Origin of the sequence: Desulforhopalus sp. IMCC35007 (genome assembly GCF_005116575.1) — a bacterium.
Classification (GTDB): domain Bacteria; phylum Desulfobacterota; class Desulfobulbia; order Desulfobulbales; family Desulfocapsaceae; genus Desulforhopalus_A.
Genome location: NZ_SWCN01000009.1, coordinates 24,013 through 44,188, shown reverse-complemented (window position 1 = coordinate 44,188; position 20,176 = coordinate 24,013). Strand labels below are relative to the sequence as shown.

At 45.2% G+C, this 20,176-nt stretch carries 18 protein-coding genes; 3 read left to right on the top strand and 15 right to left on the bottom strand.

Annotation, left to right across the window (positions count from 1 at the left end; translation table 11 throughout):
- The 15 genes from FCL48_RS11090 to FCL48_RS11020 form a co-directional block, all read right to left on the bottom strand.
- On the bottom strand, positions 1-1,383 hold the full coding sequence (locus FCL48_RS11090; RefSeq protein WP_136872350.1) for a sigma-54 dependent transcriptional regulator: 1,383 nt from the start codon (positions 1,381-1,383) through the stop codon (positions 1-3).
- Positions 1,384-1,757: 374 nt separating this feature from the next.
- Positions 1,758-2,423, bottom strand: a complete 666-nt coding sequence (locus FCL48_RS11085; protein ID WP_136872349.1) for a phosphohydrolase — start codon at positions 2,421-2,423, stop codon at positions 1,758-1,760.
- A gap of 226 nt (positions 2,424-2,649) precedes the next feature.
- Positions 2,650-3,408 (bottom strand): AAA family ATPase, encoded by a 759-nt coding sequence (locus FCL48_RS11080; RefSeq protein WP_136872348.1) that lies wholly within the window; start codon positions 3,406-3,408, stop codon positions 2,650-2,652.
- Positions 3,409-3,595: 187 nt separating this feature from the next.
- Positions 3,596-4,525 (bottom strand): CoB--CoM heterodisulfide reductase iron-sulfur subunit B family protein, encoded by a 930-nt coding sequence (locus tag FCL48_RS11075; protein WP_136872347.1) that lies wholly within the window; start codon positions 4,523-4,525, stop codon positions 3,596-3,598.
- Entirely contained in the window at positions 4,522-6,243 is a 1,722-nt protein-coding gene (locus FCL48_RS11070; protein WP_136872346.1) for a 4Fe-4S dicluster domain-containing protein, read from the bottom strand. The genes FCL48_RS11075 and FCL48_RS11070 overlap by 4 nt, the downstream gene beginning before the upstream one ends.
- 263 nt (positions 6,244-6,506) lie before the next feature.
- A complete protein-coding gene (locus FCL48_RS11065; protein WP_136872345.1) occupies positions 6,507-8,042 on the bottom strand; it encodes a PAS domain S-box protein in 1,536 nt (511 codons plus the stop codon).
- 75 nt (positions 8,043-8,117) lie between these two features.
- A complete protein-coding gene (locus tag FCL48_RS11060; protein WP_136872344.1) occupies positions 8,118-8,624 on the bottom strand; it encodes a hypothetical protein in 507 nt (168 codons plus the stop codon).
- Positions 8,612-9,163, bottom strand: coding sequence for a hypothetical protein (locus FCL48_RS11055; RefSeq protein ID WP_136872343.1), 552 nt, complete (start codon positions 9,161-9,163; stop codon positions 8,612-8,614). The genes FCL48_RS11060 and FCL48_RS11055 overlap by 13 nt, the downstream gene beginning before the upstream one ends.
- Before the next feature lie 63 nt (positions 9,164-9,226).
- Complete coding sequence (locus FCL48_RS11050; protein WP_136872342.1) at positions 9,227-9,610, bottom strand: PleD family two-component system response regulator; 384 nt, start codon at positions 9,608-9,610, stop codon at positions 9,227-9,229.
- A gap of 26 nt (positions 9,611-9,636) precedes the next feature.
- The gene (locus tag FCL48_RS11045) at positions 9,637-10,560 is read right to left on the bottom strand and encodes a methylenetetrahydrofolate reductase (protein WP_136872341.1); all 924 of its coding nucleotides are present in this window, start codon (positions 10,558-10,560) and stop codon (positions 9,637-9,639) included.
- Entirely contained in the window at positions 10,557-11,225 is a 669-nt protein-coding gene (locus FCL48_RS11040; RefSeq protein ID WP_136872340.1) for a methylenetetrahydrofolate reductase C-terminal domain-containing protein, read from the bottom strand. Before FCL48_RS11040 ends, FCL48_RS11045 begins: the two co-directional genes overlap by 4 nt.
- Positions 11,226-11,275: 50 nt before the next feature.
- Positions 11,276-11,698 (bottom strand): hydrogenase iron-sulfur subunit, encoded by a 423-nt coding sequence (locus tag FCL48_RS11035; protein WP_136872339.1) that lies wholly within the window; start codon positions 11,696-11,698, stop codon positions 11,276-11,278.
- Positions 11,698-14,742: an FAD-dependent oxidoreductase gene (locus FCL48_RS11030; protein WP_136872338.1), complete on the bottom strand. Its 3,045-nt coding sequence runs from the start codon at positions 14,740-14,742 to the stop codon at positions 11,698-11,700. The genes FCL48_RS11035 and FCL48_RS11030 overlap by 1 nt, the downstream gene beginning before the upstream one ends.
- An 84-nt stretch (positions 14,743-14,826) precedes the next feature.
- On the bottom strand, positions 14,827-15,699 hold the full coding sequence (locus FCL48_RS11025; protein WP_136872337.1) for a methylenetetrahydrofolate reductase: 873 nt from the start codon (positions 15,697-15,699) through the stop codon (positions 14,827-14,829).
- A gap of 70 nt (positions 15,700-15,769) precedes the next feature.
- Entirely contained in the window at positions 15,770-17,092 is a 1,323-nt protein-coding gene (locus tag FCL48_RS11020; protein ID WP_136872336.1) for a (Fe-S)-binding protein, read from the bottom strand.
- Between the two features lie 245 nt (positions 17,093-17,337).
- On the opposite strand from FCL48_RS11020, the gene FCL48_RS24995 reads away from it, so the two are divergent.
- The 3 genes from FCL48_RS24995 (at position 17,338) to FCL48_RS11010 (ending at position 20,102) form a co-directional block, all read left to right on the top strand.
- Positions 17,338-17,499 (top strand): hypothetical protein, encoded by a 162-nt coding sequence (locus tag FCL48_RS24995; RefSeq protein ID WP_169309187.1) that lies wholly within the window; start codon positions 17,338-17,340, stop codon positions 17,497-17,499.
- Between the two features lie 558 nt (positions 17,500-18,057).
- Positions 18,058-18,900, top strand: a complete 843-nt coding sequence (locus tag FCL48_RS11015; protein ID WP_305791018.1) for a MoxR family ATPase — start codon at positions 18,058-18,060, stop codon at positions 18,898-18,900.
- Between the two features lie 14 nt (positions 18,901-18,914).
- Complete coding sequence (locus FCL48_RS11010; protein WP_136872335.1) at positions 18,915-20,102, top strand: VWA domain-containing protein; 1,188 nt, start codon at positions 18,915-18,917, stop codon at positions 20,100-20,102.
- Positions 20,103-20,176: the final 74 nt, after the last annotated feature.

Below are 20,176 nucleotides of genomic sequence, written 5' to 3'. Positions count from 1 at the left end.
TTAATCTAAACCGTATTTTTTCACTTTATAACGCAGGGAGCGGAAACTTACCTGCAAGAGATCAGCAGCTTTCATTTTTGAATTATTTGTTTTTTCAAGAGCGTGGGAAATCAGACGTTTTTCGAGATTTTCTATTACTTTGTCAAGACCCAGATCATATAATTCTTCCTCGCTTGAGGCGGCCAGTAAAAGCGGATTATTCTGCTGTATTTCGATGGTCATGTCCTCGGTTCTGCTGGCATTGCCCAGGGTTAAACTTTCGGGCAAAATAATGTTAGAGCTTTCCAGAGCAACACCCCGCTCAATAATGTTTTCAAGCTCGCGTACATTGCCGGGAAAATCGTAGTTCATGAGGACCTGCATGGCATATGAACTGATTTCCTGGACTTCTTTCCCTAGAAGCTGTGAATATTTTTTAAGAAAAAAATCAACAAGTAATGGTACATCACCTTTACGTTCTCGAAGGGGGGGAACCCTAATAGGAACGACAGCGAGTCGGTAAAAAAGATCCTCGCGAAACCTGCCCGCCCTAATTTCTTCTTCCAGGACTTTGTTGGTTGCCGCAATGATACGGACACGTATCGGTTTTGACTTCGTTCCGCCAACTGCCTTGATTTCTCTTTCCTGTAGAACACGAAGAAGTTTGGTCTGGATTATTGGGGTGAGCTCACCAATTTCGTCGAGAAAGGCTGTTCCTTTATCTGCCTCATTGAAAAGTCCGGGTTTATCACCGATAGCTCCCGTAAAAGAACCTTTAACGTGGCCAAATAGTTCGCTTTCCATCAGGTCTTCAGGAATGGCACTACAGGTGATGGGAACAAAATTCTCGGAGGCCACTTTACTGTGGTTATGTATGGCCTGGGCGACAAGTTCTTTACCCGTACCGGATTCACCATAGATCAGCACATTAGCAGGAGTCGGCGCAACCCTTCGGATCATGTCAAATATTTTTAACATTTCCCGACTTTGCCCAATTATTTCAGGAAATGATTCGCTGAGCTGTGGGGTGGCTATCTTTGAATTGTTTCTGGCTGTTGCAGAGCGGATGACGGAGATGATTTCTTCAACATTAAAGGGTTTACTAATATAGTCAAAGGCTCCGTTTTTCATGGCAATCACAGCATCGTCAGGGGAGGCGAATGCTGTAATCATGATTATGGGCATCTCAGGGGATTTTTCTTTGATAATTTCAAGAAGCTCAATGCCGCTCATCTCAGGCATGCGAATATCGCTGATCACAAGCTCAATATCTTTTGTTTCTAGAATTTCAAGGGCTTTCGTGCCTTTATTGGCGGTGATGACCTTGTGACCCTCTTTTTCAAGGAGAATTTTGAGAAAATCTCGCATTCCCTGCTCGTCATCAACAATGAGTACCAATGCCATAGGAACCTTCGATAATAGTTAGAAGTACAGATAGGATATTCAATAAACAATGAAAGCAGTATAGCCCCAGGAATCACTTGATTAATAATTATTTCGTTAAGTTGTTACTGTACAGGAAAATGTACCTTCGAAGTGAGGCATAGTCTCCTATAGCCTGTGTCCTGGGGTTATTGTTCTTGTACGCCTTGGTGGTGAACGAAATATTGAAGTATACACGGAGCCCAATGTGTGCTGCTACAAATAGATAATATCCTATAGTCTCCAACCTATCAAGGTAAGGATGATGGTCTTTTGTATAAAAAGTAACAATTACAAAAGACTATCGATCGAAAGGGCAAATAGAAAATAGGTGTGCCCCCACGCATATTTTCTCGTTATTGCCGATATTTTTTAAGGATCTCTCTGGCTGTGGCCGTAAGCAGTGTGGCTTCTACCTGCTCAGTGTCTACTGTGGCGAGTGGCTCATCTTCCTGCCTGGTGGCTTCCCTGTATTGACAGAGTTGTATTGCATCAAAGAGGATTTTCGACTCGATAGGGCTTTGTGATGACAGCGTGTTTTGTTCCAGGGTCGCTTGGATTGTGTTTCTCAAGAGATCACTTGCACCGGAATCTGATAAAATCTGGCTGCTCACTTCATTGTCCACCCCATAGAGATATGCCGCGCAGAGAATTACCGCGAGATTACCTCCTTCACCTTTACAGATTTTTTCTCCCACCTGTGCGAGTTCGGTTGCCTGGCGTATACGTTTGAAATCTGTTTTGAGATATCTTTTCAGTGAAACAGCAATCTTGTCTTTGAGCAGATCCTCTCTTGTGCCAAGGAAATTTTCAGGCAGGGTGCCGAGGCACTGCTCCGCAAATTGACAATAAGATGCGCATCCAAAATCGAGTTTGGGGTTGACAAAGCGGTGGCTGCATTTTGGACATCTTCTGGTAGTATCGTCCTTGTAAAACTCCACAACGTTGTCGCACTCAGGGCAATTAACCTCAAAAATTGCATCGTCTTTCCAGTATTGCATATCCTGGCCTGGGCATTTCATTTCAATTCTCCTTTAGCTTTGAAGTGACTGAACGAAGAGTACCGGCTGATTGATTTCAACTGTAGTACAATATGAGTGTATCTTAAGAAAGACGCTGATGGTTTGATGTAAGTCAAATGAGTTAACTTTTTTATGACTCAACTAAGGCTACAATAACTATTGTAAGCGGGCTGCAAGAGTTTTATCTGCCAAGCCTTAGTTGAGAATAATCCTGATAGGTGAAATCTCAGGTGGGTAGATACTCGTTCATTATCTTTGCAACTGCTTGTACTGACAAAGAATTATCTGGGAGTTCCAGTAACGATTTTTTTTCCATATCAAAGTCTAACAGTTCAGGATCGTTTGGGATAACACCAGCGATGGGAAGATTGATTTCCGCTACTTCCTTTAAAAATGGCTCACTCAGATCTTCCGGTCCCCGGGTAACGAGAATGGCAAGGTTTTTAACATCAAGCTTGAGACTTTCGAGCATTGAGTTGATACGCCGCACTGCTCTGAGTCCACGCAGGGAATAATCGGTTACCAGAAAAAGCATATCCACCTTACCACTGGTTCTCCTGCTGAGATGCTCCATACCGGCTTCGTTGTCGACGACCATGTAAGCATAGTGGGCACTGAGCTTTTCCGTGAAGTTGTTGAGGATGTTGTTTACCATGCAGTAGCATCCCTGGCCTTCCTGGCGTCCCATAACCAGCAGGTCAAAAGCTGGCTTTTCTATCAATGCCTGCTCAACCAATAGCTCGAGATAGTTGACTTTATCCATTCCTGATGGGATGCCTTGGGGATCTTTCATGTATGTTTCCCGGATATCACCAATGGTACTGGTGACTTCAAGACCTAGAGTCTCACCCAAATTACTGTTAGGATCCGCATCAACGGCTAAAATAGGTCCATTCTTTTTTCCTGTGAGATGACGAAGGACGAGTGCTGCAACAGTGGTTTTTCCAACTCCACCTTTTCCTGCGAACGCAATGACTTTGCTCATACAAATCTCCGTATACTTGAACCCTGTAAACAGGTTAATTAAGAAAAATACGAAATATTTAACTTCGCAAACTTCAGTTGAAAAAATATACTAGGCCAATAGTAAACATCTTGAGGAAAATTAAAAGGAAAAACCACCTTGAAGAGAGATTCAAGGTGGAGTGTCAAAGGGAAATCGAGGCAGGGGGTTATGCGGTTACTGCTTTTTTCTTTCGCTTTTTTTTGTCCTCTTCAGGTGGGGCTAAAAGAGCAAGAAGCTGGTCAACATTTGCGGTGGTGATAGTTCTATTTTCGGTAAGCCCCAGATGTTGTGCTTCAATTCCCAGACAAAGACCTAAGAGTTGGGGAAAGAGGAGCACCGGTAAGAGCTCATCGTGGTTGTTTTCTTCTGAGAGTTCTTTCTGGGCGGTGTCAAATTGCAGGTAGCAGTAAGAACATATTGGCATGATGTAGTCTGCACCGGCCGTCTGGGCACCGTCGAGCTTTTCCTGAAGTAACTTCTTTGAAAGATCGTTGTTGATTCCGGCAAGGGCTGCACCGCAGCATTCGAGTTTTCCCTGCCAGTCAAGTTTTGATATGCCAAGAGTACCGAGCAATGTATCCGTAATCTGGGGAATAAATGCGTCATCAAAACGGGTTATTTCTCTTGGCCGCAGAATATGGCAGCCCTGTATAACTGCAAGCCGAAGGTCTTTAAAGTTCAGGGTGAGTTTTGAACGAATAAGCTCTACACCGAGGTCGTCGTGAAGGACGGTTAGAAAGTGTTTGATCTCGGTTTTACCTGTATAGGTGAGTCCTTCTTTTTGCAGAATCAAATTGAGTTTATCTCTCAGAGCACGGTTTGTATCGAGGATATTTTTTGTTTTTTGCAGGCTGGCAAAACAGCAGTTGCAGATGACAAAAATATCGAGCTGCTTTTTCTCCGCAATGGCCATATTGCGCATGGAGGGCAGAAAGTAGGCCGTTTCGTCGACGTTGCGTGCTGGATATCCACAACAGTTAAAATCGTCGATTTTTTCAAGGGTTACGTTAAATTTTTCTAAAACAGTTCTCATGGATGAGCTGTACTGCTGGATGCGTATAGGAATATTGCAACCTTCAAAAAAAGCATATCTCATGAATTCGCTCCTGCTTTAATAGTTTGAATGGCTTTGTTTTTCAGGCCATAAAAAATATCACATAATTCGACGTTATTGGGACAATGTTCCTGGCAGAGATAACAGGTTGAGCAGTTCCAGATCATCTGTGAACTGAGAGCCAGATTCAGATCACCGATACCAAGGCTGTACATGATCTGGTGGGGGAGCAGGCCGAGTTGCTCCGCAGGGTTGTCATAGCTTCGCACTACGGGGCAGATATTGGTACATCGCTGGCAGGAATAGCAACTGCTGTAGCTGTTGTTTGCCTGGTACAGGTCGTGACCTATGGTAAGTGGCTCCGTCTTGTCTGCAAGAGTGGTGAAGGTTGACTTGAAAATATCGGTTACTTTTTTGAGCGCCATCAGGTGGTCATCGACAAAGTTCTGGGCAAGGGCCAGAGGAAAAGAAAAATGACTCAGTAGTGCTGTCTCCGGAGGACCTTCCTGCAAAAGCGAATATCTGGCATTAATAAAAAGTTCCTTGAGGTTTATTCCTGAAGGGCAGACAGTCGTACAGCGGTCACAACTTGTACAGACGTACAAACCTTCCTGTAGTTTTTTTATTACTTCCGGACTTATGATCTGTTTTGCCGCTATCTTTTTAAGGTATTGAACTTTTTCTGAGGGCAGGATGAAATCATTGTCAAAGTATTCGTAAAACATGTTTGAAGAACATTCCGTGGAGCAGGACCCGCAATGGGTACAGGCGGAAAGTCCGATCATTTGACTGTTGAGACTGTTTGACCTGCCTGAATATTGGTCTTGTGTGACATTTTTAATCACCAGATTGATTGGAGCCGAAACCATGTGAAACATCTTGCTAAACGGTAGCCAACAGAGAAAGGCCAGACAGGCAAAAATGTGCAGAGCATAAAAGATTTTGACTTGGCTGCTTCCGTCGCCACTGCCAAGAATTGGTCCCATGACACTCGCCAGGGAATAACTCAAAAAAGCGGTTTTATTGGATGCATGACAGTCTAAACAGCTATCGGCGTTGATCTCTCGGCCTGCAGCCACCAGTTCGCTTGAGGGAAGTTCCTTGAAGTGAGGAGATACGAGCCCGTTTTCCTTGACCCAGAAGGCTTCAAGAGCTTTTTCTTCGGTGTCGTCTGAAAAAGAGGAATAATCCTCAATCATACGCTGGTAGGTACTGTAAGAGGACATTTTTGATGCTTCTAATAAGACACCCGAGAACATTATTGCGGCAATGAGAATCAGTGCTGCCCAGTCGGCAGTTGCTGATTTAAGCCGCTGTTTTTTTCCGCTAATTCTTCTGTAGACAGCAAGGGCTAAACCTGTAATGACCATAAAGCCAAAGAGGTTACGTAAAAAAAGATACGGGTTAAGCGTGGGTTGGAAGTCAGAAAAGAGTGAGGCGGTTATTGTGTCGCTCAGCGCGTGGAATAAAAAGAGAAGGACAAAACCTGTAAAAATGAGGGTGTGGGTCGTCCAACGTAAAACACTTTTTGTGAAGATCCGTTTTTGAAAGAGTATATCAACGAAAAATGATTGGATTACATTGATCAGTTTTCCACTGAAAAATGTTGTGGTAATGGCTTTTATGCCATTGGTTACTCTTGCAGACAGGGAGGGCAGAGGCCGGGGAGAGATACCAGAAGTAAACCATTTGGAGAATTGAAACGCTAGCCCGAGAAGACAAACAATAACAGAGAAAGATAACAGTAGATTAAAATTCATGATTGTTTCATACCTTCAGTGTTTTCCAAAAGTGGAATATTATCGTGGTATTCAGCAAAAGTTAGATATTTATAAACTTCGCTGATCCGTCTTCCTCCTTATGAGAGCGCTACACAAGAGATAACCGAAAAAAATAGATAAGTACTGATAGAAAATATACCGTTTTTTGCATGGAACGTCGAGTTTTGATTTAATAATGTATAAAAAAAATTGATTCAAAATAATGCTACAACACAAAAGCATTGGTTTCTTTCTCCGGGCATCTAGCCTATCGACATGAACTGAAATGAATCTGTTACCTGTTCTTCAGGTAACTCCAGGAGAATTACAGTTCCCGTCTGATCTGTTTTTGCTATGCTGATTTTGCCATGGTTTTCTTCAAGGATGCCGTAGGCCATGCTCAGTCCAAGGCCCGTACCTTTGCCCACTTCCTTGGTTGTAAAAAAAGGATCGAACACCTTGGATAGATTTTCCTGTGAAATGCCTGTTCCTGTGTCTTCGACCTCAATATAGGCCTTTGATTTTTGTCGGTCCCGATATGTTCTCAGAGTCAATGTACCCTTTCCATCCATGGCATCGATGGCGTTGATGATGAGATTGATAAGGACCTGGCAGAGTTGGTTTTTATCAGCATTGATCAGGATCTGTTCAGGGGCCAGTCTTTTTACTATCGTTACATTCATAAATAATTTCTGGTCACGAATAAGACGCAGACTTTCACTGATCAGGTTGTTGAGGTAAAAGATGTCTTTGCTGGGCCTTGTCTGTCTGCTGTAGGCCAGCAGGTTTTTGACAATTTCCTTACAACGTTCCGCATCTTCAAGAATATAATTGAGATTTTTTTCAAGGGGATGATCGGCCTCAAGCTTTTCTCTCATCAGGTTACCGTAGAGCAGTATACTGGTGAGCGGGTTGTTGATCTCGTGGGCGACACCAGCTGCCAGTCTGCCCAGCGAGGCAAGCTTTTCCGACTGATAGAGCTGACTTTCGGCTTCTTCAAGTTTTTTCTGAACAGCCTGTTTTTCTCTGAGATCATTGAAAATAGCGGCGGTTGCAGCTTCACGGTCTTCCTCGTAAATAATGGCAGCAGTCATTTCAACGGGAATTTTCTCACCCTCTTTGGTGATAACATTCACTTGTGTTATCGGTAGTTTTCCTTTTTCTCCTATATTCTCATCCCGGAGCCTTTTCATGATTTCTCTTGCCACTCCGGGTGGGTAGAAATCTTCAATATTTACTTTGTTGGCATCAACCACAGAATAGCCAAAAAGCTTTTCGGCAGCGCTGTTCATAAGGATGATTTCACCCTTTCTGTCCGCCGCCATAATTGCACTTACCGAAGATTGCACAACCTTATCAATAAGTTCCCGGACATCGCTGTATTTCTTTTCCAGTTTTTTTACTGAGGTAATGTCACGGAGGCTTTCCATGATGTACCGGACTTCGTTGTTTTCCCCAAGGATAGGAGAAAAAAATCTCTCCTCCCAAAGGTCGTTGCCTTGCCTGTCCTTACTCTGCTGGATAACAGATTGAGGTTTTTTAAGTTCTAGTACGCGGGTGAGCGGGCAACTTGCACCCTGACAGACGAGATGGTTCAAATTAGTGTCTGAATTGAAAATATCCTTACATCTTTTACCAAGGATTTTTTCTGGTGTGGTACCGTTTCGCTCATGGAATTTGGTATTGGCTGCAATTATTGAACGATCGGGAGTCAGGACGAGGGTTGGAAAAGATAGAGAATCAAAAACGCGAAGTCTCCAGTCTGCTTCCGTGGTGGGGAATTGATCATATGGATTCATGAAGCTGCTGTGCTCTTGATAATAGGTTAAGGCAAAAGGGGCGGTGTAAAAATGTTTGTAATTCTCGAGTTGAAATCATGCTACCCTGGGAGTATGAAATGTCTCATGGAGAAGAGCTGTGCTTTTTTCTCCCTGGTCCGTGGGGACAGCAAGATACATACTGTTGCCTGCGCAACCGGTCAAGATCAGGTCGATGTTATTGGCAAGAAGAGGCTCAACTGCTCTTGCTAAAATGCCAAATCTTTCCTGAAAATGAGGCCCATGTAAATAGATAAGATCAATCCTCGTTGTTGTGAAAGAAAATTGTAAGCCTTGGGTGTCATGGTTGAGATTGTTGTGGTCTTGAAAAATTGCCAGTTGTCCGGACTCAAGAATAACATACAAATGACCTGCCTGCTTTTCTGTGGAAAAAAAGCTGGTGTGTTCAAACTGAACGGGCATCTTCTTAAGGTTTTCAAGTAAGAGCTGCCAGGTATGAAACGAGGCTTCACCGACTTGTAAAGAGAGGAGATTCAGTCCTTTTTTCAACAAGATCCCGTATATTTTGACCTGTTTTTCCCAATAAATTGCTATGGTCTCCATGTCAAATCCTCACTCTCAGATGAACTCCGCGGTTGACGGAGCTGGAATTCAGGATGGAAAGGGGAGTGGTTGTCGGGCAGGTCAAAGACATCTGTTAAATGATGGGCGAGGAGTTCAAGCAGGTGAAAATCAGTATTAAAGACCAGGGCTGAAATTGATGTGGAAAAAGAGTAGACGGGAAGTTGCAGTCCATCCATGAGGCACATGACCAAGGGGACCAGGGTCAAATTATTCCTGTGGGGGAAAATGGTAATGGAGGCGACATTTCTCTGGCAGCTGATACTTAGGTTCTTATCACAGGAGAAGTGCGCAACATCCGAAATGAGCTCCACGTCGCCGGCTGAAACACAAAAACAGGTTTTTGTACCGGAGCTTCCAGATAAATGACATAAAAATGGTATAGTTACCTGCTTTTTGCTGATATGCTGCAGTATATCGTTGATCGTCGCCTGTTCGTTATACGGGCAACAGATTGAGAAGTGGACACGTTCTTCACTGAACTTTATGCCACCGATGGGAACCTTTCGTGTATCAATCAATAAAACACACCTCTTATGAGAGGCTGTGCCCCTAGAAAGATTAACGGGGCACAGCATTTGGTTTTAGAGATTATCTTTTACTATTTCGACCAGTTTGTCCAGATCAATTGGTTTGGGTACAAAGTCGTCGGCCAAAGTGGTTTTGCCGCCCATATGGGTATAGTTTGTTGATTTGATAGCTTCGGTAACGGCTGTGAGAAGTACAATTACTATTTTCTTGTACTGGTCTGAATTTTTCAATTCATCACAGAGGGTGTAGCCATCTTTCCGGGGCATCATGACATCGAGTACGATCAGGTCCGGCTGTTCCTCTTTGATTCGGTCCATCGCTTCGATACCGTCATATGCCTTGGTGACACGAAAGTTTTCACTTTCAAGTTTCATGGATACCATTTCCACGAGATCTGTATCATCATCAACCACGAGAATCAGTTTCTTGTCGCTCATACTTTGATCTCCCTCAATCAATTGTTTTATACCTGAGGTCGGGGAAGCAGACCTGCTCTTTGACAGATTTCTTCGACTTTTTCTTCCCACTCGATAGCCATGATGTGGAAACCGGCTACACCCTCAACTTTTTTGAGCCGTTCGATAGTCTCGACACAGATTGCAACACCTTCATCTGCCTGTTTTTCCTTGGGCACAGAGGCCATACGATCAACTACATCTTTTGGTACGTCCATTCCAGGCACGCGATTTGCCATGTATTTGGCAGCACCGAGAGATTTACAAGGAGTGACACCAGCGAGGATGTAACATTTCTTGTGCAGCCCCATCTTGCGTACGCCTTCCATCCATTGCTCAAATTTAGGGACATTGAAAATACATTGGGTCTGGATAAAATCAGCACCTGCTGCTATTTTTTTGGCAAGGCGCATGACCCGCAGTTCAAATGGGTCGGCAAAAGGATTGGCCGCAGCACCGATAAACATCTTTGGTGAACCTTTAAGTTCCGCTCCGCCCTGAAAAATGCCCTTGTCACGCATATCTTTTACCATCTGGATCAACTGGATGGAATCGATATCGTGTACATTCATGGCCTGTGGATGATCGCCAAACTTGGTGTGGTCTCCGGAGAGACAAAGCATGGTGTCTATACCAAGAGAGTAGGCGCCAATAATGTCTGCCTGCATGGCCAGTCTGTTACGATCCCTGCACGTCACCTGAAAAAGAGGGTGTAAACCCTGTTGCTTAACTATTACGGAGGCCGCAAGACTTGACATTCTAACCATGGCGGTTTGATTGTCTGTAACGTTGACGGCATCGACTATTCCGTCGAGGAATTTTGATTTAGCAACCACCTCTTCTGGTTTGCACCCTCTTGGAGGACCACACTCAGAGGTTACTGCCAGATGTCCTGCCGCCAAAACTTTTTCTAAATTACTTTCAGTTTTCATTCTGCCAAATCCTCTCTGATAATCTTTCTTGGACCACTTCCCCCACCTGATCTCCAATCTTTTGCAGGCATTATATCAAGGTACCTCTCGGTCAGTCCCAGGGCTTTAAGTCTGTCCCAGATAAGCTGCCAGGCGCAGTCCACATCTTCACTGATCTCACACTTTCCGGTGGTGGAACCACCACATGGGCCGTTCATGAGCTGTTTGGCGCACCGGGATATGGGGCAGATGCCGCCGGTAATGCCAAGCAGGCAGTCACCACACCCCTGGCATCTCTCTGCCCAAACGCCTTGTCGTTCTGAGGCACCCATAAACTTGGTGTTGACTGCAGGAAAGACAGGTATTTCTTTATAGCGCATTGCAAGCTGCTGGACGCCACAACCACAGGCCATGGACAACACTGCGTCGGCTCCGTCTATCATGGACACAATTTCTTCCACATATTCGGGGTCACATTGTCGTTCCAGGGTGTGTTGTTGAATTTCTATATCCGTTCCAGATTTTAACCTGGCCATCTGTAAGCCGGATGCAAGCAGGCCAACCTCTTTACGGCCACCGGCAGAACAGACGGTGACACACTCATTACAGCCAAGAAGAAGGATACGCTTAAATGGCTTAATGTATTCAATGATTTCTTCTAAAGGTTTTCGTTCAGCAGTGATCATGGTGTTTCACTCTCCTTATAAAATATACTGTCGACTCCCAACGCTGCCGATTAAAGTGCTGCGGCGGCTTTTACAGGACTAGGACCTAATTTCCTGATCTTCTCTGTCATTGTGGAAGCCAATTCTGCGAATCGGTGCCCCATTCCAGCGGAGATGTTTACCATTTCCAGCCGTTCGCTTTCCAAGCCGATCTCTTCTAAATATTTTTGTACGTAGGCCACTCTTTTAGCGGCTTTGACGTTGCCGTTTTTAAAGTGGCAATCACCTTCAAGACAGCCGGCAACATAAACGCCGTCTGCACCCTTTTCAAAAGCCTTGACAATATGCAGAGTATCAATTTTGCCAGAGCAGGGGATTCTGATGATTTTAACATTTGCGGGGTAGGGAAGCCGCTGAGTCCCCGCCATGTCTGCAGCCGTATATGCGCAGTAATGACAGCAGAAAGCCACAATTACCGGTTCAAAATTTTCCATTATGCAGTTATCCTTTCAAATAATTGTTCTACCTTTGCAAGTATCCTGTCGTCTTCAAACTGCATCAGTTGAATAGCTTTGGCCGGACACTCTGCTACACACATTCCGCAGCCATGACATTTGGCCGGGTCAATTTCTGAATAGCCGTCTGCGTTAATGTATGGGACATTGAACGGGCATGCCCTGACGCAGATAAGACAGGCTGCGCATAATTTACCATCTACTTTAGCCGTAGCAGCCCCAAGACTGATCTGGTCTCTTGCGAGCATCGTCTGTGCACGGGCGGCCACTGCATTGGCCTGGGTGACACTTTCTCTGATCAGCTTTGGAGAGTGTGCAGTGCCTGCGACAAAAAATCCGGGAACAGGCATGTCTACAGGACGCAGTTTGACATGATCTTCAAGGAAATAACCATCCTCGGTGCGAGGCAGTTTGAAGACCCTCGATAATTCCTCGTTGGTATCATGGTCGGCGATCATTCCGGTGCTGAGGCACAGGGTATCAGCAGTCACCGTGATGTCCATTCCCAGAATGGTGTCATAATAGGTGACATCTACCTGCGATCCCGCCTCTTCCACGACAGGAGGCTTCTCCAGATCATAGCGAACGAAGATTACACCCCGTTCCCTGGCCTTCTGATAATACTCTTCCTGGAAACCATAGGTTCGCATGTCACGGTAGAGGATAAAGACCCTGGCTTCGGGATTGAGATCTAGAATCGCCAGGGAGTTTTTAATCGCATTCTGGCAACAGATTCTAGAACAGTTTGGGTTTTCAGGTGTTCGTGAACCAACACACTGGATCATGACAACATTTTCCCACTGTTTGACCTTATCTGGATGTTCAAACAGATATCTCTGGGTCTCCAGCTGTGTTTTTACAGCAGGGGTTTTGCCGAGAAGATACTGGTCAGGACGGTTGGACTGGGCACCGGTTGCCAGAATAGTGATACCGTGCTCGATCTGTTTGTAAAACATCTGGGGGCCGCTCTGCATCCCGGTCGTAAACATTCCAGGCATCCCGGAATGATCAACGATGAGGGCGCGCGTCATGACCTGGATTTTTTTATGGCTTTTGACCTTTTCGACCATGGAACTGAGGTAGGCTTGGACGTCGCCACCTTCCAGGGTTTTGACCAGATGATTGGCTATGCCACCGAGTTTATCATTTTTTTCGGCGAGATAGACCTGATAGCCACGTTCAGCGAGTTTGAGCGACGCTGTCATCCCGGTGACGCCTCCACCGACGACCAGAACGTTTTTGTTCATCGGCAGGGTGTGATCTGTGAGTGGCTGGGCACGGACGACAGAGGCAATGGACATGGCAATCAGTTCTTTTGCCTTTGCTTCTGCCTCTTTTGGTTTACCACTATGTACCCAGGTAACCTGGTCGCGAATATTGGCGATATCAACAAGATAACGGTTTATGCCAGCTTTCTGCAGAAGATCCTGAAATTTTTCCTGGTGGGTTCTGGGGGAACATCCGCCGATGACAACCCGGTTGAGTCCCTCTTCCACGATGGTCTGACAGATATCTTCCATGGAGGTTCTGCTGCAGCCGTGTCCTTCTGCCTTTGCAACAGCGACATAGGGAAGGGTTGCGGCATGTGCCACCAGGTTTTCAACATTGACGATGCCACCAATATTTTCACCGCAGTCACAGATAAACACACCTACCTTAGGCTCTTCCAGCGAGACATCACGCTCCACGGGAGCTTCCTGGAGTTCCTTGGGTTCGTCGATAATATCAGGAAGATCCGCAGCTGCCATACATGCTGCTGCACTTGCCTGTACCATGGTCTCGGGGATATCTTTGGGACCCTCGAAGGTGCCGGCAACATAGACACCGGGCTTCGTGGTTACAACAGGGTTGAATTCTTCAGTTATCGGGAAGAAATCGCTGTTGAGTTCAATTCCCACCCTCTGTGCCAGCAGTCTTGACTCCTCGGAGGTTTTAAAACCGGTGGAGAGAACGACCATGTCAAATTCTTCTTCAAACTGTTTGGTACTGTCTTCCTTGGTGTAAGTGAGGAGGAGGTCGGTCTTGCCTTCCGGCTGGAGGATTGAGTGTGGCCTGCTTCTGAGGAAGCGGACGCCATAGTCGTTCTTGGCCCGGTTAAGGTACAACTCGTAATCCTTACCAAAGGTACGCATGTCCATATAAAATATAGTCGTCTCTATATCATCCTGGAAACGTTCTTTGGTAACGATGGCCTCTTTAAGTGCAAACATGCAACATGCGTGGGAGCAATATGCCCCGGCTTCTTTTTGCAGGCCTCTGGAGCCGATGCACTGAATCCAGGCAACCCGTTTGGGCTGCTTTCCCGTGGACGGGCAGATGAGTTTGCCACCCGTTGGCCCGGAGGCGGAAAGAATCCTTTCATACTCAAGGCTGGTGACAACATCGGGCAGGTTCTTGTACCCAAGATAGTCGAGATGGCTCGGATCAAAAACAGATGCACCGGGAGAAAGTACGATGGATGCGCATTGAATTTGCCGCTTGATTGGCATGTCGTCGGGATTGATCGCCCTTGCAGGGCAGATCTTAACCAGGGCTTGAACATCGGTACATTTTTCCAGGTCGATGGAGTAGGCCTGAGGGGTTGCCTGGGGGTAACGCATACACGTCGGAGCCCGGTGGTCGAGACCGGGGTGAAAATTGACACACTCGGGAAAATGAGTGAGGCAATCCCCGCAGGCGGTACATCGCTCAAGATTAATGTAGCGTGGTTTTGAAGTTAGAGTAACGGAGAAGTTCCCCTTTTCTCCAGTAACGTTGGTGACGGTGGTCATCGTTAAGAGCTCTATATGATCTTCACGATTACTTTCCGAGAGATGTGGAGCTATAGTACAGAGATCACAGTTATTTGTTGGGAAGGTTCGGTCGAGCTGAGTCATCAGTCCACCGATTGTGTAATCATTGTCTATAAGAACGACATCTTTTTTAGCTTCTGCTAAATCAAGAGCTGTTCGTATCCCACCAAGTCCGCCGCCGACAACGAGCACCTTGTTATTTTGGTTTTGGTTTATTTTTGAATTCTGCATTGTTACCTTTCTTGTCACAAAATTAGCAGGGTTAAACGAGCTATTCGGTCAATCCTTGGATAAAATGCTGCACTGGATCCTTGATTACAATTTTGCTATATCAAGTATTCCAGGGAGTTTGTGTTCCCAGCCCAGTGTCTGGATAAGGACACCCTGACAACTGTTTTTAAGGGCTGATATGGTCTCACCAGCAATGGCAACACCTTCCTGGTCGCGGTTTGACGACTTTCTTATTCTGCTGATCATTTCAGGCTGAATATTTGCGCCAGGTTCACTATTGGCGATGTACTGGGCGATGGCGAGAGATTTTATTAAAAAGACTGAGGCTATGACAGGAACGTCGAGGCTTTTAATCTTTTTGAGGGTGGGCTCCCAGCTTGTAACATCAAAAACCGGTGGGGTAATGACGTAGCGGGCACCGGCTTGAATCTTTTGCCGTGCAGTATCAAGAGCTGCTTCGAGCTGCTGATCGTCAACGATAGATGGAAGTGAGCAGCCGATAAGATAATCCGGGCTGCCGTCAAGATCAAAGCCACTGAGATCCTTGCCATTTTGCAGGGTTACCAACGCTTTGATGAGTTCTATTTCATTGAGGTCATTTACAGTCATGGCCTCGTTATGGTCGCTTTCTGACATATCGGCACTGTCAGCGACGATGATGTTTTGAATACCAAGCACATGGGCGGCAAGTGCATCGCCTTGCAGGGCCATTCTGTTACTGTCCCGGCAATACATGTGAATGATGGCTTCAAGCCCCTGTTGCTGGAGAAGAGCTCCTCCAGCCAGGGCACTCATCCTCATGATGCCATTATCCATACCCGGTACAACGACAGCATCGATTCTGCCTTTGAGGCGCTTGGCGTCGGTTACTATTTTGGTTATGTTTATTCCTTTCGGGGTATGTATTTCCGCAAGGACGGCAAATTCATTTGAAGCTAATCTTTTTTGAAAACTCATAAGTCTCTTTCCCTCCAAAATAAGAGTATACCAGCTCGTTAGTGTTTCTGGATACACCTGCCCTGTTTCGTTAGTACAGGGCAGTTTCAGGGTGAAATACATTTACATCTTTTAAGTCATCTCCAAGATATGCTCTTTCGTTAGGGCCGAGGATGCCAAGTGAGAGGCAGATGAGTGTCCACACGTGTACAGTACCGTAGCTCCCTCCGTAATGATGGCCGATGTCATGAACCTGGGCATGACAGTTATGGCAACCCGTGATGCAGTAATCCGCACCTGTTTTAATAATCTGATCGTACTTAATTTTCCCGTAGGCTCTACGTTCTTCAGTAAATCCTGATTGGAGAAATCCTCCACCACCGCCACAACAGTAGTTGTTTGATTTATTGGGGGTCATCTCTATGACATTTTCTTCACCAACGATAGATTTTATGACGAAGCGTAAATCATCGGCGACCACGTCGCCTTCACCTTTGCGGACGATCTGACAGGGATCCTGAACGGTAAATTTAATTTTACGGTCCTTGTTCCAGTCAGAACTCACCTTGAGCCGACCTTCGCGAATCCACTTTGCGTAGTACGTGTAGATTGAGGCAACTTCAAATTTGTGATCGATATTAAATTTTTTCAGTCCAGCCCGGACTGAGAATGTTATGTGTCCTCATTCCGTGTTGAGAAATACCTTGCAGCCGAGGGAATCGGCCTGCTCCGCAGAGACCCGGGTAACTCTTTCCCAACAGTCGTCATCGGCCAGGAACATGCAGTAGTTTTCTGCAGCCCAGCCTCTGCTTCCATAGGTCCAGTCGACACCGGCGAGGTTGAGGATTTTCCATAAAGGAACCATTTCGTCTGGCTCTGTTACCGGCTCGCGGGAGTTTTGATTGATAAAGAAAAAAGCACCTTCCTTATCAATTGGTGCGACCATATCTTTGAATTCAGGTTGGGCTTCTTTGTATTCTTCGAGCACATCTTCAACTACAAAGATAAAATCATCGGGAGCGGTACCCATTGCACTGTTGGAGTCGTTGCGCAGAGCCATATCACAGGATTTCATTATTCCTGAAGGCCTGTCTTCTCTTGCCCATGTTGCACGCGCATTGTAGACGAGTTGTGGAATGTCTATTTTCATTGGGCAGACATAGATGCAGCGCTGACACATAGTGCACATCCAGACCCAAGGGGATTTGGTTGCTTCTTCGTCCATGCCCATGGCACACATACGAAGGAATTTACGTGGATCCATATCCGCAAGTCCTGTTGCCGGACAGCCGGATGCGCAGGCTCCACATGTGAGACAGAGGTTGAGATTACCTCCGCCGGGGATGATCTCCTTACACTTATCGAGAAAGGAGCTTTGTTTTTTTCCTTTAATTTTGATGGTACTTTCTGACATTGATGTGGTTCCTTTTTTCCTATCCAATCCTCTGTTGTTGAACAAAAAACGATGGTCAATCGCAGAGAAATTGTGGGTTAAAAATGAATTTACGCCAGCGTGCTAAAATTTACCTCCTTGGTCTGTTATTGCGTGATCTGGTGCCTTTTTTTCTGCAATGAAATTATCAAAATAATCAGATATAGCCTGTGTGAGAGGGTGGTAACCCGGTCATGTATCTGTTTATTGGACGCTGCAGTTTATATATGGATGTTAAAAAAGTCTTTTGGAAAAAAGGTGTGAAGCAAAAAGGGAAGGGGACGGCTGCAAAGCAGCAGGAAAGCTTGAAACAAAATCGGAAGATTTGGAAAAAAAGAGACAGGAATGCAGCAAGAGGAAACAGTGCTGAGACGAAAGCTAAGGTGTGAATGAATGAAATCAACGGTCGCACTCCTTTGTACCCTCAAGAATTCAGACGAAATAGAGAGCAAAGTTCTGTTTCAGTGTATCTTGATTCAGAGCTTTGCGGTTTTTCTTGACCTGCAACTCTTTTTAGCAACTCCCACTCTACAGAGAGAGAATTTAAAAGTCAATCCCAATGAAAACACATAGAAAGTCGATATTGTCAGGGGTTTACCCATGGCTGTTCAAGTGAGGAATGAAAAGGGAGATAAAACTCGTAAAAACAATATTATATTGTCTTTTTTGTTCCAGGTGCTCGGTCATACTATTTTAAATTTATCCATATAAAAAATTAATAAAAAAAATATCATTAAAAATGATTTGTGGTTTATGTTCCGTTGGCAGCCCTTTGTCCTAATCGTATATAAACTGATGATTAAACCAGCATGGAGGCAATAAATACGATAGCTCACAAAGAAATGTTAGAGATGGCTGTTGGAATGGGGTACTGTAAACAGTCAGGGACTTGGACGGTTATGAAACCATCAGTATTTCCGCAGTTTTGCATAGTTTAAGGAGAATCTATGGAGATGACAGCCTTCGCCGGTTCAGAGAAATATGTGCTGGACCAGGAACTTGCTAAAATAGTTAATATTTCTATGTCGTTAGAAATGCCTCTTTTGTTAAAGGGTGAACCCGGTACCGGCAAGACCATGCTTGCCCATGCGGTTGCAGAAACCTTGCGAATGGAACTGATTGTTCTAAACGTCAAATCAAGCATGAAACTGATAGAGGCACTGTATCAATATGACACCTTAACCCGATTAAATGACAGTCGCTTTGGAGATTCAAGCCGGAATGTAGGTAATATCAGTGATTATATCCGAATGGGTAAAATCGGACAGGCGTTTGTTGCAGAGAGAAGATGTGTTCTGCTGATTGATGAGATCGACAAGGCCGAGACCGAGTTTCAAGATGATATGCTCGATGTTCTCGACCAGATGCAGTTTGATATTATTGAGACAGATGATGTGGTTCAAGCCAGACATCGACCTGTTATTATCATCACCTCCAATGCCAAAAAGGATCTCTCTGATCCGTTTCTGGGACGATGTAACTTTCATCACATTGCCTTTCCAGACCCTAAGATGATGCGCAAAATCATTGACGCACATTTCACGGATATTTCAGAAAATCTTGTCGATAACGCAGTGAGAACATTCTTTGGGCTTCGTGAAGTGGACGGGATTGAAAAAAAACCAGCGACAAGAGAGCTCATCAACTGGGTGAGAGCCCTGCAGGCTGATCCGGATTTCCGGGATGGTGGCAGACTAAAAAAAGAGATTCCCTATCTCGGGGTATTATTTAAAAAAAGTAATGATTACACCAGAGCAACAGCAAACCTGATGAAGAAAAAGTTTTTTTAAAACAGGAGATTCGCATGTTTGTTCAGTTTTTCTATACCCTGCGAGATGTTGGTATTCCTGTGAGTCCGACATCTTTTCTGACACTGCACAGGGCCATGTCGATGAATCTTATCGCCTCCCTTGAGGATCTCTACACTACAGCGAGAATGGTTCTTGTGAAAAGTGAAAAATATTTTGATCTTTATGATCAGGTTTTTTCTCATGTCTTTGCTGGAACCGAGCTCACAGAAGTTGACCAAAAGGCCCTGGATCTGCTGGCTGAGAGCCTTGTTCATGAGTGGCTCAAAGACCCAAAAGGCCTCGCCGATGCCTTAGGGGTTGACCGGGATAAACTCTCAACTATGAGTCCTGATGAGGTGCTCGAATATTTTAAAGAGCGGCTGAGAGATCAAGAGGGAAGGCACGATGGCGGCTCCAAGTGGATTGGCACAGGAGGCGTTTCGCCTGTGGGGCATGGGGGCAATCATCCAGGTGGCCTGCGAGTTGGCGGAATCTCTCGGAATAGATCGGCCTTAAAGGTTGCTGGTGAAAGGCGCTACAGGGATTATTCCGCTACAGGGCCACTAACTTCAAGCACCATGGGGGAAGCTCTGAAAAAACTCCGCAATCTCGTTCCACGCGGTCCAAAAGATAGTCTTAATATCGATGAAACCTTGAGAGAAACCATTCGTAACGGCGGGGAAATTGAACTGGTCTTTGAGAGGGGGATTGTTGATCGTCTTAAGGTCATTTTACTCATCGATAATGGTGGTTGGTCAATGGAGCCCCATGTTGAGTTGGTGCAGACACTTTTTGCCTATGCTAAATCGCAGCTGAAGGAGCTGAAGATTTATTATTTCCATAACACCATCTATGATCTTGTCTGGGAAGACCCCGGTAGATATAAAAAGGCCTTTCCCATTCATCAGTTTGTCCGAAATGATCCCGAAACGAGATGCATTATTGTGGGCGATGCCAGTATGGCGCCCTACGAGCTGATGTCCACAGACGGATCAATTTATGCATTTGAGCGAAGTGGGAAGCCGTCCGTGGAACAGCTGAAATATATTGCTGAATACTTTCGTTATTCTGTGTGGCTCAACCCTATTTCACAGCAGCACTGGCCTTATACTCATACTATTAAGGTCATCGGGAATATTTTTCCGATGTTTGAACTTTCTCTCGATGGACTTGAAAATGCGGTGAAACAGTTGATGAGGTGATACCTGTCGGATGCAGGATCCTGAAAAAAACAGGTGACAATTTCCATATTCATCTTAATTTCTTGCTGCTGTTT

What these genes read in the sequence shown, in the direction of transcription:
- FCL48_RS11090 (WP_136872350.1), bottom strand. Translation starts at nt 1,383, where the DNA reads ATGGCATTGGTACTCATTGTTGATGACGAGCAGGGAATGCGAGATTTT.
- FCL48_RS11085 (WP_136872349.1), bottom strand. Translation starts at nt 2,423, where the DNA reads ATGAAATGCCCAGGCCAGGATATGCAATACTGGAAAGACGATGCAATT.
- FCL48_RS11080 (WP_136872348.1), bottom strand. Translation starts at nt 3,408, where the DNA reads ATGAGCAAAGTCATTGCGTTCGCAGGAAAAGGTGGAGTTGGAAAAACC.
- FCL48_RS11075 (WP_136872347.1), bottom strand. Translation starts at nt 4,525, where the DNA reads ATGAGATATGCTTTTTTTGAAGGTTGCAATATTCCTATACGCATCCAG.
- FCL48_RS11070 (WP_136872346.1), bottom strand. Translation starts at nt 6,243, where the DNA reads ATGAATTTTAATCTACTGTTATCTTTCTCTGTTATTGTTTGTCTTCTC.
- FCL48_RS11065 (WP_136872345.1), bottom strand. Translation starts at nt 8,042, where the DNA reads ATGAATCCATATGATCAATTCCCCACCACGGAAGCAGACTGGAGACTT.
- FCL48_RS11060 (WP_136872344.1), bottom strand. Translation starts at nt 8,624, where the DNA reads ATGGAGACCATAGCAATTTATTGGGAAAAACAGGTCAAAATATACGGG.
- FCL48_RS11050 (WP_136872342.1), bottom strand. Translation starts at nt 9,610, where the DNA reads ATGAGCGACAAGAAACTGATTCTCGTGGTTGATGATGATACAGATCTC.
- FCL48_RS11045 (WP_136872341.1), bottom strand. Translation starts at nt 10,560, where the DNA reads ATGAAAACTGAAAGTAATTTAGAAAAAGTTTTGGCGGCAGGACATCTG.
- FCL48_RS11040 (WP_136872340.1), bottom strand. Translation starts at nt 11,225, where the DNA reads ATGATCACTGCTGAACGAAAACCTTTAGAAGAAATCATTGAATACATT.
- FCL48_RS11035 (WP_136872339.1), bottom strand. Translation starts at nt 11,698, where the DNA reads ATGGAAAATTTTGAACCGGTAATTGTGGCTTTCTGCTGTCATTACTGC.
- FCL48_RS11030 (WP_136872338.1), bottom strand. Translation starts at nt 14,742, where the DNA reads ATGCAGAATTCAAAAATAAACCAAAACCAAAATAACAAGGTGCTCGTT.
- FCL48_RS11025 (WP_136872337.1), bottom strand. Translation starts at nt 15,699, where the DNA reads ATGAGTTTTCAAAAAAGATTAGCTTCAAATGAATTTGCCGTCCTTGCG.
- FCL48_RS24995 (WP_169309187.1), top strand. Translation starts at nt 17,338, where the DNA reads ATGGATGTTAAAAAAGTCTTTTGGAAAAAAGGTGTGAAGCAAAAAGGG.
- FCL48_RS11015 (WP_305791018.1), top strand. Translation starts at nt 18,058, where the DNA reads ATGGAGATGACAGCCTTCGCCGGTTCAGAGAAATATGTGCTGGACCAG.
- FCL48_RS11010 (WP_136872335.1), top strand. Translation starts at nt 18,915, where the DNA reads ATGTTTGTTCAGTTTTTCTATACCCTGCGAGATGTTGGTATTCCTGTG.